Genomic DNA, 14,032 nt, shown 5'->3' on the forward strand with positions numbered 1-14,032 from the left:
GGGCATTTCTTCTCGCCGCCGGCGCCTGCCGGCGGCAGCTGTCTCCAGCCGGGCACTGCGGCAATAAGCTGCGCCCTGTGGAGGTCTTTTCTCCGGGAAAGTGAATCGGACTTTATGAATCAGTTGCAGAGCAAAATAAACACGCGCGATGCCGCCTTTGGCGAAAACCGCGAGCAGATGCAGGCGCTGGTGGCAGACCTGCGTGAGAAAGTGGAAGCCATCGCCCAGGGCGGCGGCGAGCGCGCAAGGGAAAAACACCTGGCGCGAGGAAAATTATTGCCACGGGACCGTATCGATGCACTGCTCGATCCGGGTAGCCCTTTTATGGAATTTTCCCAGCTGGCCGCTCACGAGGTTTACGGTGAGGATGTTCCGGCCGCGGGTATTATTACCGGCATCGGCACCGTCTCCGGTCAGCCCTGTGTGATAGTGGCTAACGATGCCACTGTAAAAGGTGGAACCTATTATCCCCTCACAGTAAAAAAACACCTGCGCGCGCAGACCATCGCCGAGCAGAACAATCTGCCGTGCATTTACCTGGTGGATTCCGGTGGTGCTAATTTGCCGCGCCAGGACGACGTTTTCCCAGACCGTGAGCACTTCGGTCGCATCTTCTTTAACCAAGCCAATCTCTCTGCACAGAATATTCCGCAGATCGCGGTGGTTATGGGTAGCTGCACCGCCGGTGGTGCCTATGTGCCGGCTATGGCAGACGAATCCATTATGGTGAAAGAGCAGGCCACCATCTTCCTGGCGGGCCCGCCCCTGGTGAAAGCGGCCACCGGTGAAGAAGTTTCCGCTGAGGAACTTGGCGGTGCCGAGGTGCACTGTCGCACTTCCGGGGTTTCCGATCACTACGCCAATAATGATGTACACGCCCTGCAGTTAGCGCGCCGCTCTGTAGCTCGCCTGAACCGTATCAAAAATCCTGGCCTGGATATCCAAAAGCCTGTGGAGCCGATTTATCCACCGGAAGACATTTACGGCGTGGTGCCCAAAGATTCGCGCCAGCCGTTTGACGTGCGCGAGATTATCGCGCGGGTTGTGGACGGATCTGAGTTCGATGAATTTAAAGCGTTGTACGGCACCACCCTGGTAACCGGTTTTGCCCGTATCCAGGGCTACCCGGTGGGAATTGTTGCCAACAACGGCATCCTGTTTGCGGAGAGTGCGCAGAAGGGCGCGCACTTTATTGAGTTGTGCGCGCAGCGCAAGATTCCATTGGTTTTCCTGCAAAATATCACTGGTTTCATGGTGGGCAAGCAGTACGAGGCGGGCGGTATCGCCAAACACGGCGCCAAGATGGTGACCGCTGTCGCTACCGCCAAGGTGCCCAAAATTACCATCCTTATCGGCGGCTCTTTCGGCGCCGGTAACTACGGTATGTGTGGCCGCGCCTACGATCCCAACTTCCTGTTTATGTGGCCCAATGCGCGCATTTCGGTTATGGGGGGTGAACAAGCTGCTGGCGTATTGGCCCAGGTGAAGCGCGACCAGATGGCCGCCCGGGGTGAATCCTGGAGCGAAGAGGAAGAGCGCCAGTTTAAGCAGCCGATTGTGGATAACTACGAACACCAGGGGCACCCATACTACGCCTCCGCGCGCTTGTGGGATGACGGCGTTATCGATCCGGCGGATACCCGCCGCGTGCTCGGTCTGTGCCTGGCGGCGGCCAGCCACAAGGAACCGGAAGAGACCAAGTTCGGCGTGTTCCGCATGTAAGGAACCGTGGTTGCGGCGCCAGCGAAATGTTCCGGTGCCGCTTTTGATAGACGCCCCAATCGAGGAATTACAATGAGCGATAAATTGCTGTGCGAAGTGGATAGCGAGGGCGTGGCCACGGTCACCCTGAACCGGCCGGAAATCCACAACGCTTTTGATGATGAACTGATCCACGAGCTGGCCACCACCTTTGACACCCTGGCGCAAAACCCCGCTGTACGTGTGTTGGTACTGGCCTCCAATGGCAAGAGCTTTTCTGCCGGAGCCGACCTCAACTGGATGAAGCGCATGGCGACTTATTCAGAAGAGGAAAACCGCCGCGACGCAGCTGCGCTCGCCGCCATGCTGTACAAGCTCGACACTTTTCCTGCGCCCACTATTGCGCGAGTACAGGGCGCCGCTTTTGGCGGGGCCGTGGGCCTGGTGAGCTGCTGCGATATGGCCGTGGCCTCTGAGCGCGCCAGCTTCTGTTTGTCCGAAGTCAAAATCGGGTTGCTGCCCGCCACCATCAGTCCCTATGTCATCAATGCTATCGGCACTCGCCATGCGCGTCGTTACTTTGTCACAGCGGAACGTTTCCCCGCCGAGCGCGCGGAACAGATCGGTTTGGTATCCGAAGTCTGTGCCGAGGCTGATCTGGACCTGCATGTGCAGAAATTAGTGAATGCCATTGCCGACAATGGCCCCAAGGCAGTCGCCATGGCCAAGCAACTGGCTATGTCCATGTCCAACCGGGTTATCAACGATGAATTGCAGGGCCAGACCAGCGCGCTGATCGCTGCCGTGCGTGTGTCGCCGGAAGGACAGGAAGGGTTGAGTGCGTTTTTGGAAAAGCGTGCACCCAGTTGGATGAATGGTAGCGAAGGGTAATTTTTATGATTCGCAAACTGTTAATAGCTAATCGCGGCGAAATTGCCTGTCGCATTATCAAGACCGCGCGCCGCCTGGGGGTGGCCACTGTCGCCGTTTATTCCGATGCGGATGCCGACGCTCTGCATGTGCAGATGGCGGACGAAGCGGTGCACCTGGGTCCGGCCCCGGCCAGGGATTCGTATCTGGATATCGACAAAGTATTGGGTGCTGCCAAGCAGACTGGTGCCGATGCCATCCATCCGGGTTATGGCTTCCTGTCGGAAAACGCCGAGTTTTGCCGCGCCTGCGATAGCAACGGCATTATTTTTGTCGGCCCACCCACCGGCGCGATTGAGGCGATGGGCTCCAAGTCCGCAGCCAAGCGTATTATGGAAGAGGCCAATGTGCCCCTGGTGCCCGGTTACCACGGCACCAATCAAAATGAAGAGCTGTTGGAAGGCCATGCCAATCGCATCGGTTACCCGGTATTGCTGAAAGCTGCTGCCGGCGGCGGTGGTAAGGGCATGCGCCGTGTCGACAGTGCCGATGAATTCCACGAAGCTCTGGCCGCTGCCAAGCGTGAGGCCATGAATGCCTTTGGCGACGACATTATGTTGCTAGAGCGCTATGTGGTGAGTCCCCGCCATGTGGAAATCCAGGTGTTCTGTGATCAGCAGGGCAATGGCGTCTACCTGTTTGAACGGGATTGCTCGGTGCAGCGCCGCCACCAAAAAGTAGTGGAAGAAGCTCCCGCACCGGGCATGACTCCGGAGCTGCGCGCCCGCATGGGTGAAGCGGCCCTGCGCGCGGCCCACGCGATTGGTTACGTGGGGGCCGGCACGGTGGAATTTCTGCTGGATGCCAGCGGTGCCTTCTACTTTATGGAAATGAATACCCGCCTGCAGGTGGAGCACCCGGTGACGGAAATGATCACCGACCAGGACCTGGTGGCCTGGCAGCTGTCAGTTGCCGCTGGTGATACCCTGCCCATGAGCCAGGATGAGCTGCAGATCAACGGCCACGCCATGGAAGTGCGGATCTACGCCGAAGACCCGGACAATGATTTCCTGCCGGCAACGGGCGTGTTGGTGCGCCACCAGCCCCCGGCGGAAGGCGAGGGGGTGCGAGTGGATACCGGTGTGCAGACCGGCGATGAAATCAGCGTGCATTACGACCCGATGATCGCCAAATTAATCTGCCACGGCCGCACCCGCAAAGAAGCCCTGGCCAAATTGGATCGCGCACTGCGTGATTATCAAATTGCCGGTGTGCGCCACAATATCGAATTCCTGCGCCGAGTGATCAATCACCAGGCATTTGCCAGCGGTTGTATTTCGACGCACTTTATCGAGGACTACGAGGCGGAAGTACTGCACCAGGAGCAGACACTGACGCCGCTGAAATGTGCTGCTATTGCCGGTTATTTGCAGCAGCGTGAAGAGCGCGATCTGCGCAATAGCGCACCTCAGCGGGATCCTTTCTCTCCTTGGCACAATGGTGATAACTGGCGCAATGCTCTGGCTGGCAGTCGCACCCAGACGGTGGACTACCGTGGCCAGCACGCTCAAATTCGCTTTGTTGCGGAGGGCGATAGTCTGCGCTGGACTTGCGATGCCTTGCCTGAGGAACAAAACAGCGGTGAGATTCGCCTGCTCCCGGGACGTGACTTGATGTTGGTGGATGGCCGCCGCATGAGTTTCTCCGCCGTGGATACCCGCGATGGCGGTGCTGTATTTATCGATGGCACCCAGGTGGAATTCAAGCTGTTGCCACCGGATATCGGTGAGAGCAATGACCAGGCCCACGGCCTCGATGCCCCCATGAACGGCACCATAATTTCGCTGCTGGTTGAGCCCGGCTCTACGGTGGAAAAAGACCAGCCGCTACTGGTAATGGAAGCCATGAAAATGGAACACACCCTGCGGGCTCCAGCCGCCGGCACCGTGCAGCAGTTCTTCTGTGCCGAAGGTGAATTAGTGGATGGCGGTAGTCTGCTGGTGGATTTTGCCGGGGAGGAGCAATAATGACTTTGCCCAAACAGGTCAAAATCGTCGAAGTGGGCCCCCGCGATGGGCTGCAAAATGAAAAGCAGCCTATCTCTGTGGAGACCCGTATCGCTCTGGTGGACAAGCTCAGTGCCAGTGGGCTGTTGGTTATTGAAGCCGGCAGTTTTGTCAGCCCCAAGTGGGTACCGCAAATGGCCGCCAGCGAGGAAGTGCTGGCGGGTATCCAGCGCAAAGACGGAGTTATCTACAGCGCGCTCACGCCAAACTTAAAAGGCTATGAGCGTGCAGTGGAAGCCAAAGCGGATGAGGTCGCCGTATTCGGCGCAGCCTCAGAAGCCTTCACCCAGAAAAATATTAATTGCAGTATTGCTGAGAGTCTTGAGCGCTTCCGTCCACTGGTGGAAAAAGCGAAGCAAGACGGTATACCCGTGCGCGGATACGTATCCTGCGTACTTGGTTGCCCCTATGAAGGCGATATTGATCCGGCCAAAGTGGCAGAAGTTAGTGCCGCTCTATTGGAAATGGGTTGCTACGAAATTTCCCTCGGCGACACCATCGGTGTCGGCACCCCGGAATCCGCCAAGCGTATGCTGGAGCAGGTAATGACCCGCGTGCCTGTGGAAAAACTTGCGGTGCATTTCCACGATACCTACGGCCAGGCACTGGCCAATATCTACGCGGCCTTACAAATGGGTGTCGCAGTAGTAGATTCCGCCGTAGCCGGCCTGGGGGGCTGTCCCTATGCCCGCGGCGCTTCCGGTAATGTTGCCAGTGAGGATGTACTTTATATGCTCAATGGCATGGGTATTGAAACCGGCGTGGATTTACAGTTGCTGGCAGAGGCTGGGAACTTTATTTCTGAACAGCTGGGGCGGGAGACTAACTCCCGTGTGGCTAAGGCTTTGGTGCCCTGCTGAGTGCGGTTTTGATTTATTCACATCAGGACTATATATGGTCCTGATGTGAATTCCTGCATTTAGTTTTGAATTACCTTAATCAATCACTTAGAAAAGAACTGCCAGTTGAAGATAGTATCTAGTACTTCTTTTCTGGCAAGAGATTAAGTAATGACAGAACACTGAGGATAACCGGCTGAAATACTGGACGCCAGTTACATAATAAGTATCAAGTTCTATCATTGATAATTAAAGTTTATCGTTTCTATACTCTTCATGAGCTTTTTGCCACTAGTGGGAAATCAATAGACTAAGATCAGAGGCCGCCCTCTATCTTCCTGGTTTAGTTTATATGCATCTGTAAATATCGACTCATTATGTTGGCTAATAATGGAGTTTATAATCTTAAACTCATCGACATTTTTAGATTTTATATAGGATGATTGAGTAAAACTATTGCCCTCCCGCGAAAAGAGATAGAGTGCACCAGCATCAAGTTTATAGTAATTGTGATTTTGATTCCCTGAAAATGCACTGCTATAGCTATCCTCACCGGGAGCACTCACAAGCAATTTTGAACCATCGTAATTCAGGCTTACACTGCTTCCAAATTTATCATATTCATCGGGATTGGATGCTCGTAAAAGCCCAGCTTGTGAAGCAGTCTCTCCATCAAAATGGTATACATATGTTGCTCCGGCGCTTTGATACCGGCTGCTCTCTTCCTTAGAGCCAATGGCGATATACTTCCCGTTGCCACTTATAGTTAGGTATTCTCCAAAATGCTCATATTCACGGGCTCTAGTTGGTTTTAAATATGCTCTTTGCAACCATTCTATTCCGTCGTATTTAAAGATATACGCAGCTCCTGAGCTATTTTCTGAATTGTTGCTCTCATCACCGTTTACCCCACCTGATGCGCTGTCTTCTCCTATTGCACCAATCAGCAGGATGTTACCAGATGAGTCAAACTCTAAGCTTTCACCAAATTGGTCCAGCGAGTCACTCTTTTTAGCCCAAATCTTAGTAGACTGCACCCAAGCTTTGCTCACTAGTTCAAAAATATAAACATTACCTGTTGCACTTTCATGCCCTTCAGAAAAAGGAGAGCCGACGGCAATTCGGGTTCCAGTATCATTGATTGAAACTGATCTACCAAAATACCTTCTTTCATTACTTGGTGGTGCTATATCGGGCTTAAGATATGCGACCTGTGACCAGATTGAATGCTCCCTCTCGAATATATATACTGCTCCTACGCTTGAACCTGAATCGTCACTGCTGTCGCCATTGATGCCTGTTGATAAGCTATTTTCACCAGGAGCTCCAACAACTAACCTAGAACCATTTGCACTAAGGTCGATGGAGTAACCAAAGTGATCATAATTACCTGGGTGAGTTGGCTTTATATATGCTTCTTGTAACCATTCTCCGTCTTTAAGAGAAAAGATATACACGGCTCCGGCTTGCGAAAAAGATTCATCACTACTATCACTGTTGATACCTGCAGCAGAACTACTCTCGGTGCATGGGCTAATTGCCAAGGTTGAGTGATCTGAGCTTATTTGCATGTCACAAAGGTAGCCATCTACAGGGTCATAATTCTCTGGATATATTTCTCCAATACCATTAGCTAATAAGTCTCTTACGTATACGGTATTACTACTTTCACAAACCTGCCCAAAACAAATTTCTAAGAAATATGAGGCGTTAACACGTGCGAAGAGAGGAACAATATGCTTGTAGTTTTGTGTTCCCTGAGTAATATCTTCGCCAACTTGAACAAACCCTGTTTGTCCATCTACATTTTCATGTAATTTATAGTGAGAGGCGCCAGGAGTATCGACCCAAGTGAAATATAATGATTTCGTTGGCTCAACAGATACATCTAAAGTTGTTCCTCGTTTAAATGTGGCTGAGACTTCACAATTTTTTATTAATTGACCTGTCTTATAAATATTGCCATCTAGTGTACCGGAGCAGCCGCTAACTTGGTCAATTACATATCCAGAGTCTGGGATTAGGTGTAGTGATATAGATCCTTTACCGATCAGAGAATCAGATTGAAACTTTCCTCCAGGCCCTGCGACGGTCGTCACCCTAAAAAACTCTTGTTTAAAAATAACAGAGATCTCACAATCGTCGGCGATAACACTTGTGGTATAAGTTGTTCCAACCAAGTTCCCACCACAGCCAGCTGCAGACTCGATTACATATCCTTCATCTAATGTAATATTGAATTGAGCATTGCGGCCTGGCCCCACTTTTACAGACTTCGGCTCAATGTCCCCTCCATCGCCAAGGCTCGTGGTTATGTTATATTCCGTAGTGGTTTGATTTGTTGTGTCGTTACTTCCAGATCCCCCGCCGCCGCTACATGCGGATAGTGCTAATGCAATGCAGAAAATTCCGCTGCTAAATATGCTCCTTGAAGGTTTCTTGCAACCTTTCATTTAACTTCCCTCATGTACAAATCGAAAATACTAAACTTTACAAAATCTGCCAGGTATGATTTTTTCTTTTTCAAAAGAACCCTTCCTCAAGGCTATTAAACAACAGGTGGGTCATTTTTGGCCAAAGGTGACAGGGTGGCTTATCTGTGGTTGTTACTAGCATACTTTATGTGACGGTATTTTCGTTGTAGTCGCAAAATTATGAAACCCCCACGGTTATTAAATTTTGCCGATTAGGTAAATAAAAGTGATCATCAGGTTATTCGATTTTCCGTATCGCCTGCATGTACAAAGGTATGCCCCGGTGTTGGGCTTTGCTGTGGCTAGCTTTACTATCTCTTCACATTTAGGTTGTTGTAATCTATTAACGTGAAATTTGTGGCCGGTTCAAACTTGGTATAGATATATCGCTGTATTGCTTATGCAGTAGAGCCTTAAGCTATCCAGATTTTGTCTATGATCAATATCCGAGCAACCTTCTCTAGATGTTCTTCTAATAAAGATTAAGTCTTTAGAAGAGCCCAATTAGCATGGCAAGGAGCTCCTCTGTTACGTAGTTTATATTTCGAGATAGTGTCCTTCGTTCGTGAAGAAGATTAATCGTTGGCAGAATGTTTTGGTGCCAACACCCTAAACGGCCTCATCATATCGTAATCCTCATGGGAGAGTAGATGGCAGTGCCATACATAAAGGCCTTCGCGGTCGAAGCGGGCTATTACCCGTGTTACTTGGCCAGGAAGGGCGATGACCGTATCTTTGGGGCCGCTTTCTTCTGGTTGTGGTGGAAGGGGTTTTCCCTGTAGAGATTCTATTTCCAGGCGTGCACCCTGAAATATCTTATCTGTATGCATAAATTTCTGCTGCTTGGCAATAAGTTTTCCTTTAAAAGGCTGGCGATCCAGTACCTGGAATTCCACCAGATGAATATGGATTGGATGAGCCGATACTGTAGGGTTGTATATTTCCCAGATCTCAACGGCGTTGTGTTGGATTATTTCTGTAGTAGGATCTTCAAAAAATAGGGAGCCCTCCTTTACTGGACCTAGCATCAGCAAGTTACGGCCGTAAGGATCGTCTAACCGGTAGGTGGCAAGTTGTCGTGTGCGACTGGCTTGGTTAAGCCTATTAAGTGGGGTGCGTAAGGGAGTATTTAGGCTGAGTTTTAAATCTCCAATGGTATTTTTAATCTCTGATTCCTGTTTATTAGAAGGGGTCTTTGTCGATGTTGAAGCAATATGGAATTGTAGGATCTGGCCTGTAGTATTTGGATCGGTAGCTGGTATGATGCCGCCGCGCCCATCGCTTAATACGCGTTTACCATCCGGGTTATAGACAAGTGGAATTGAACTCTTTGGATCATTGGCCTCTACAAATCCTTTAAAAGGGACATCCGGCCCAAAGTTCCGCAGTGTCAGTTCACGCTCTTCATAACCACTGAAATCTACTAAAACATCTGCTCGCTCTGCGGGTGCCAATATCAACTCGTTCAATTTTACAGGGTAATCGAGAAATCCGCCGTCACCGCCGACTTGTACAAAGGGTGTATTTTCGTCGATCCTGAGTATCAGTGTGCGGGTATCGGATGCGTTGAGTAATCGCAGTCGATAGACGTGTGGAGTGACACTGACTTTGGGCCAGGTCATACCGTTTACCAGAATAAAATTGCCAAAAAATTCGTCGAGATGGGACGGATTGGGCCAATTGGTCTTAACCACCTCATGGGAAACCGGTGATGGAGGCTGGTCCCTCCAGCCAGGAAAATACAGCTGCCCATCCGAGCTAAATAAGCTGTCTGTGATAGCGGCTACAAAAGTGCGCTCTTCTGCGGGGAGCAGCTTCTCCTGTATCAGACGGTCTTCATTGTCATCGCCAACCAGGTAAAAACCGAATAGACCTGCGTAAACATTAAGGCGCGTCATGCCCAGGGTGTGGTCGTGATACCAGATAGTGGCGGCATCCTGGGAGTTGTCGTATTCGTAAATCTTTTTCTCAAATAATGGTCCCGTCTCACGATAATTACGGGTGTACCAAGCGAGGGGGTTGCCGTCACTTTTCCACTCTGTATGCCCGCCGTGAAGGTGGGTAACCATAGGTACAGCTTTTGGATCTTTTACGTCGGCGAGGTGAATGGATCGATCCACAGGAAATAGATGCGGACCCGGTAGCTCATTGGCCCAGTGTACAAATACCGGTTGGCCTTCTCGGGCGCGAATAGTAGGGCCAGGAGAGTGGATGCGACCTGCATATTCAAAACCCCAGGCTTTTGTCATTAAACGTTTGCCTTCCTTATCCCGTAGCCCCATCCAAACTTCAGTGGGGCGGGCGGGTAGTTTAATCGAGGCTGAGCCCTGAGGGCGGATTTCTGCGGGTATTGGCAGTTCATTGACGAACTTATCCACAGTTGCTGGATCCAGCAGCCGCAGGGGAGTTGCTTTAGCCACATCTTCAGCAGCAGTCAGGGCAAGGGGAATTAACAACAGCAGGGAAAAGATTACCCGAAACATTGGCTGTTTTTAGCAGTAAGTATTTAACAGTCAAGTATAGGTAAACAAGCGGTATCGGTGGAGTTAACTTGGGGGCAGGGAAGGGTGTACAGGGCCCTTCCCTGATGCGAACTTTCATTAGATAAAGCGATTGATCGCCGTTTTGGCATTGTCCTGATAGGTAGGGTTGTCCAGGTCAGGGAAAAGCTTCCGCTGTTCACCAAGAGGTCCAGTCAATCCGCGTTCACTGCCGTAAAAAATACCTGTGCGGAAGGATCTTGTATCCAGTAGGGCATCGATATAGCGCTTGGCGCCTATTTCTACTTTGTGGACTTTGCCAAGTAGCAGCATAATCTGCATCATGCCCTTCATCATATATTGCTTGAATAACGACAGTGTATTGAAGCCCTCTGTGCCTACCGTAGCCCCGGGACTCATGGTTACGAAGCGGATATGGGGGAATTCCCGTGCCATGGAAGACATCCATAGGGCGCCCATATACTTTATCGGACCATAGGGTACCGTAGCGTCTTTGGTACTGGCATAGAGCTTTCCTTCACAGATCTGCATAAATTCCTCCACAGAGGCGCTTTTCAGGTCTGGTCGCTTCATACCCATCTCTTTTACGCCGCGAGCGGCCTCGGAGCCGGCATAGATAGCAGTCTGGGTTAATTTATTGGCTTTCAGTAACTCGTTAGTCAGTAGAGCATGCCCAAGCAGGTTGACGGCGAAAATTTGTGTGACTCCTTCGGGGGTCTTGTCGTAAAACTCTTTCCCCCCGGTACCGCCAGCATTCATAACCAGCGCATCAACTGGGGAGTCCAGGTTCTTAACTGCCTCTTTCACAGATTGTTGATCCGCGACATCGATCAGCAATACTTCGAAGATATTCCTGCCTGTTACCGACACCAGATCGGCTTGGGCTTCCTTGGCTTTGTGCAGATTGCGGCAGCCGAGATAGATCTTGTTAATCTGCTGGTATTCCGCCAGTTGCTTGGCGCATTCCCTGCCTAAGCCTGCATTCGCTCCGGTAATCAAAACACTCTTAATCATCTTTCTGTCTCTGTGGATATTGGGAACTGGTGCCCGGATATGGATATGCCCGGCTGTTGGAGAGAAAGATAAGCGGTTAAGCGCCTCGTCTTTTGACATTTCTTGCTGTCTTAGTGGGATACCAAGACCGCAAGAAATATCAAAAATAGGGCCTTACTGGCCAATATGATTAGGTCATCACTCCAAATACGGAAAACTAAGGTGACACTATGAATCAGGTGAGTTCTATAGAAAGAAAAATTTTCCAATTGTTAGTGGTAGCGCTAGCGGTGATCTGTTTTGTACCCGGTGGTATCAGTGCATTTGGAGGGCTGAATGGCAGTGCTGCCCTGAGTGGTGGTGCTATGATTTTTGGCCCGGATAGCCCCTTGAGAGGATTTGGGGATAATCAATATCGATTTGCCTTTGGTGTTTTCTTTGCCCAGGGATTGGTTCTACTGTATTTCCTGAGCAATATCGAAAAACATAAAGCATTGTTTTACTTCGTGGCTTTATCCCTCTTTATTGGCGGTCTGGGCCGCTTAAGCAATATTCTGGAATTTGGATTGGTGGATGATCAGGTCTTACCCCCTACGATTATTGAGCTTGCGATAGTTCCACTTCTGGTTTTTTGGCATAGGCGAGTAGCCTCTCAAAGTTAGTCATTAGAAGCTCTTAGTTAAGCAACTAAAATTTATTTACACTTAAGAGGTTATTACTTTGTTACCAGTATTTTTACATATAGAGTCTTCACCAAACTTACAGGAATTGCAGGCTCTTCAGCAGTATAGTGGTCTGGCACCGCAATTAATGCAACAGTATGGGGGGGTGCCTATTGCTTCTTATGATGTGGAAGAGGCCCTGTACGGGGGGCGGTCACCAAGGGCATTTGTTGTGGTATCTTTTCCGGATCGGGAGGCGATCTATGCATTCTTTAATGATCCAGCCTACCAGGCGATTATTCCTTTGAGGGACAAAGCATTTGCCCATTTACGCTTTTTTATCACTAGTGAGCGAATTTAATTTAAAGGCATACTAAACCGGGAAGGTATTGTTCGAAAATTTCACCGTCCCAACGTAGACTGGCAGTGAAGGAGCCTCTCATGCAGCGATTTTTTAAAAGTATTAACTTCGTAGAGCAGCATCTATATGACAAAATTTCTGTTCACGAAATTGCTGCTGCCTCTCATTACTCCACCTACCACTTCAGCCGTATTTTTAAGGCATTAGTGGGGGACTCACCGAAAGAGTATTTGCGTAAGCGCCGATTGACCGTCGCCGCAAAGAGGTTGTTGAGTGAAGATATTGGTATTCTTGAGCTTGCCATGGAGTGCCAATTTGACTCCCAAGAAGCGTTTACTCGCGCGTTTAAAGCTTTATTTAACGTAACCCCGGCACAGTATCGAAAGCAGCAGGATCCTTTTCGGTTGTTGTATAAGGATCAATTTAGCCCTCATATGCTGCACTTCTTGCAAAATGAGTTGTCCATGGAGCCACAAATTATTTCGCGGCCAGCGATGCAATTGGTGGGGGTAGCGCAGGAATACGACCATGAAAATCTCAGCTTGCCAAAGCTCTGGTCTGCATTTCGGCCCTACAGGGATAAAATCCCCAATCGTATCAGCGATGAATCTTTTGGTATCTATGAATGTTATGAGGAAGCGGATGATGAAATTCAGTTTAAGTATGTCTGCTGTGCGCCGGTTGCCGACCTGACTCAGGTACCCGAGGGTATGGTGGCGCGGGAACTACCGGAGCAGCTATATGCAAAATTTGTTCACCGCGGATCTATTACCACCCTGGAACAGACATTGAAGTATATTTGGGGAAGCTGGTTGCCAAAGTCCAATTACGACTATATTGAGAGGCCAGACTTTGAGCTGTACCCACCCAGATATCAGGTTACCAGCCCGACAGCAGAAATGTTTCTCCATATCCCGGTCAAAGAAAGGCCGTAATCGCTTGGCAATAGCGTAGTTTTTTCGCTACTCAATCTTTTCGGTTGCCTGACCTGCGTTGTATCGGTAATGCCCGGTAATTTTAAAGGAAAACAGCATGTCTTCCAGCACGGATCCAGCCCCGATATTGTGTGCGACCAAGTACCGGTTGGTCTTTAGAGAGCGTTTCGCAGTCACAATACCGATATGTGGTAAATTACCGGGCAGCATCCAGGTAACGATGTCCCCTGGTAGATAATCCTCTGCCTTGTCACTTATTGAGAGTGATTGTCCTTTGCGAGTAAAAAAAGCCTGTAGATTGGGTACTCGCCGGTGATCAATATTTTTATCTGGCCTGGAAAGTCCCCAAATGCGTTTAGATGGGTAGGCTTGAAAATGACCCGATATGTCCTCGTGAACTTCTTTTTGCAAATCGATCCCCAGCTTCCTATATGATCGAATCACTACGTCGGTACAAACACCGGTATCAGCCGGCACATCTCCATTTGGATAGGGAATAGACACATAAGCAGGATCGTAGCGTACCTTATGATAGGTTCGCTCCAGAGCAGCTTCGGCCAAAGTTATATTTTGTGCATAACTGGCGGCAGAAATCAGGGTACCCAAAAATAGAAATATCCGTTTCACTAG

11 protein-coding genes are annotated in these 14,032 nt (G+C 49.9%); 7 read left to right on the forward strand and 4 right to left on the reverse strand.

What is annotated here, in order from left to right; translation table 11 throughout:
• Positions 1-114: 114 nt before the first annotated feature.
• The 4 genes from ACJJIY_RS06975 to ACJJIY_RS06990 all read left to right on the forward strand — a co-directional run bounded on the left by ACJJIY_RS06975 (position 115) and on the right by ACJJIY_RS06990 (position 5,497).
• Complete coding sequence (locus ACJJIY_RS06975; protein WP_371838961.1) at positions 115-1,722, forward strand: carboxyl transferase domain-containing protein; 1,608 nt, start codon at positions 115-117, stop codon at positions 1,720-1,722.
• Positions 1,723-1,794: 72 nt separating this feature from the next.
• A complete protein-coding gene (locus ACJJIY_RS06980; protein WP_282934596.1) occupies positions 1,795-2,592 on the forward strand; it encodes an enoyl-CoA hydratase/isomerase family protein in 798 nt (265 codons plus the stop codon).
• A gap of 5 nt (positions 2,593-2,597) precedes the next feature.
• Complete coding sequence (locus ACJJIY_RS06985; protein WP_444895376.1) at positions 2,598-4,598, forward strand: acetyl/propionyl/methylcrotonyl-CoA carboxylase subunit alpha; 2,001 nt, start codon at positions 2,598-2,600, stop codon at positions 4,596-4,598.
• Complete coding sequence (locus ACJJIY_RS06990) at positions 4,598-5,497, forward strand: hydroxymethylglutaryl-CoA lyase (RefSeq protein WP_444895375.1); 900 nt, start codon at positions 4,598-4,600, stop codon at positions 5,495-5,497. The genes ACJJIY_RS06985 and ACJJIY_RS06990 overlap by 1 nt, the downstream gene beginning before the upstream one ends.
• A 281-nt stretch (positions 5,498-5,778) precedes the next feature.
• On the opposite strand, the gene ACJJIY_RS06995 is transcribed toward ACJJIY_RS06990, so the two are convergent.
• The 3 genes from ACJJIY_RS06995 to ACJJIY_RS07005 all read right to left on the reverse strand — a co-directional run bounded on the left by ACJJIY_RS06995 (position 5,779) and on the right by ACJJIY_RS07005 (position 11,564).
• Positions 5,779-7,929: a hypothetical protein gene (locus tag ACJJIY_RS06995; protein ID WP_444895374.1), complete on the reverse strand. Its 2,151-nt coding sequence runs from the start codon at positions 7,927-7,929 to the stop codon at positions 5,779-5,781.
• Positions 7,930-8,525: 596 nt separating this feature from the next.
• A complete protein-coding gene (locus tag ACJJIY_RS07000) occupies positions 8,526-10,433 on the reverse strand; it encodes a multicopper oxidase family protein (protein ID WP_445359347.1) in 1,908 nt (635 codons plus the stop codon).
• Positions 10,434-10,550: 117 nt separating this feature from the next.
• Positions 10,551-11,564: an SDR family NAD(P)-dependent oxidoreductase gene (locus ACJJIY_RS07005; protein ID WP_444895372.1), complete on the reverse strand. Its 1,014-nt coding sequence runs from the start codon at positions 11,562-11,564 to the stop codon at positions 10,551-10,553.
• Between the two features lie 110 nt (positions 11,565-11,674).
• Between ACJJIY_RS07005 and ACJJIY_RS07010 the strand changes: the two genes are divergently transcribed.
• The 3 genes from ACJJIY_RS07010 (at position 11,675) to ACJJIY_RS07020 (ending at position 13,402) form a co-directional block, all read left to right on the forward strand.
• Entirely contained in the window at positions 11,675-12,106 is a 432-nt protein-coding gene (locus ACJJIY_RS07010) for a DUF4345 domain-containing protein (protein WP_444895371.1), read from the forward strand.
• Positions 12,107-12,164: 58 nt separating this feature from the next.
• Positions 12,165-12,467: a DUF1330 domain-containing protein gene (locus ACJJIY_RS07015; protein WP_444895370.1), complete on the forward strand. Its 303-nt coding sequence runs from the start codon at positions 12,165-12,167 to the stop codon at positions 12,465-12,467.
• 80 nt (positions 12,468-12,547) lie between these two features.
• On the forward strand, positions 12,548-13,402 hold the full coding sequence (locus ACJJIY_RS07020; RefSeq protein WP_444895369.1) for an AraC family transcriptional regulator: 855 nt from the start codon (positions 12,548-12,550) through the stop codon (positions 13,400-13,402).
• 27 nt (positions 13,403-13,429) lie between these two features.
• Here the strand turns inward: ACJJIY_RS07020 and ACJJIY_RS07025 are convergent, their stop codons facing one another.
• Positions 13,430-14,029 (reverse strand): DUF1287 domain-containing protein, encoded by a 600-nt coding sequence (locus tag ACJJIY_RS07025; RefSeq protein WP_445359348.1) that lies wholly within the window; start codon positions 14,027-14,029, stop codon positions 13,430-13,432.
• Positions 14,030-14,032: the final 3 nt, after the last annotated feature.

The organism is Microbulbifer maximicatervae (SeqCode), from assembly GCF_052468155.1.

Excerpts from the sequence above, each read along its gene's own strand:
- ACJJIY_RS07005 (WP_444895372.1), bottom strand. The coding sequence starts at position 11,564 with ATGTCAAAAGACGAGGCGCTTAACCGCTTATCTTTCTCTCCAACAGCC.
- ACJJIY_RS07010 (WP_444895371.1), top strand. The coding sequence starts at position 11,675 with ATGAATCAGGTGAGTTCTATAGAAAGAAAAATTTTCCAATTGTTAGTG.
- ACJJIY_RS06995 (WP_444895374.1), bottom strand. The coding sequence starts at position 7,929 with ATGAAAGGTTGCAAGAAACCTTCAAGGAGCATATTTAGCAGCGGAATT.
- ACJJIY_RS06980 (WP_282934596.1), top strand. The coding sequence starts at position 1,795 with ATGAGCGATAAATTGCTGTGCGAAGTGGATAGCGAGGGCGTGGCCACG.
- ACJJIY_RS07000 (WP_445359347.1), bottom strand. The coding sequence starts at position 10,433 with ATGTTTCGGGTAATCTTTTCCCTGCTGTTGTTAATTCCCCTTGCCCTG.
- ACJJIY_RS06985 (WP_444895376.1), top strand. The coding sequence starts at position 2,598 with ATGATTCGCAAACTGTTAATAGCTAATCGCGGCGAAATTGCCTGTCGC.
- ACJJIY_RS06975 (WP_371838961.1), top strand. The coding sequence starts at position 115 with ATGAATCAGTTGCAGAGCAAAATAAACACGCGCGATGCCGCCTTTGGC.
- ACJJIY_RS06990 (WP_444895375.1), top strand. The coding sequence starts at position 4,598 with ATGACTTTGCCCAAACAGGTCAAAATCGTCGAAGTGGGCCCCCGCGAT.
- ACJJIY_RS07020 (WP_444895369.1), top strand. The coding sequence starts at position 12,548 with ATGCAGCGATTTTTTAAAAGTATTAACTTCGTAGAGCAGCATCTATAT.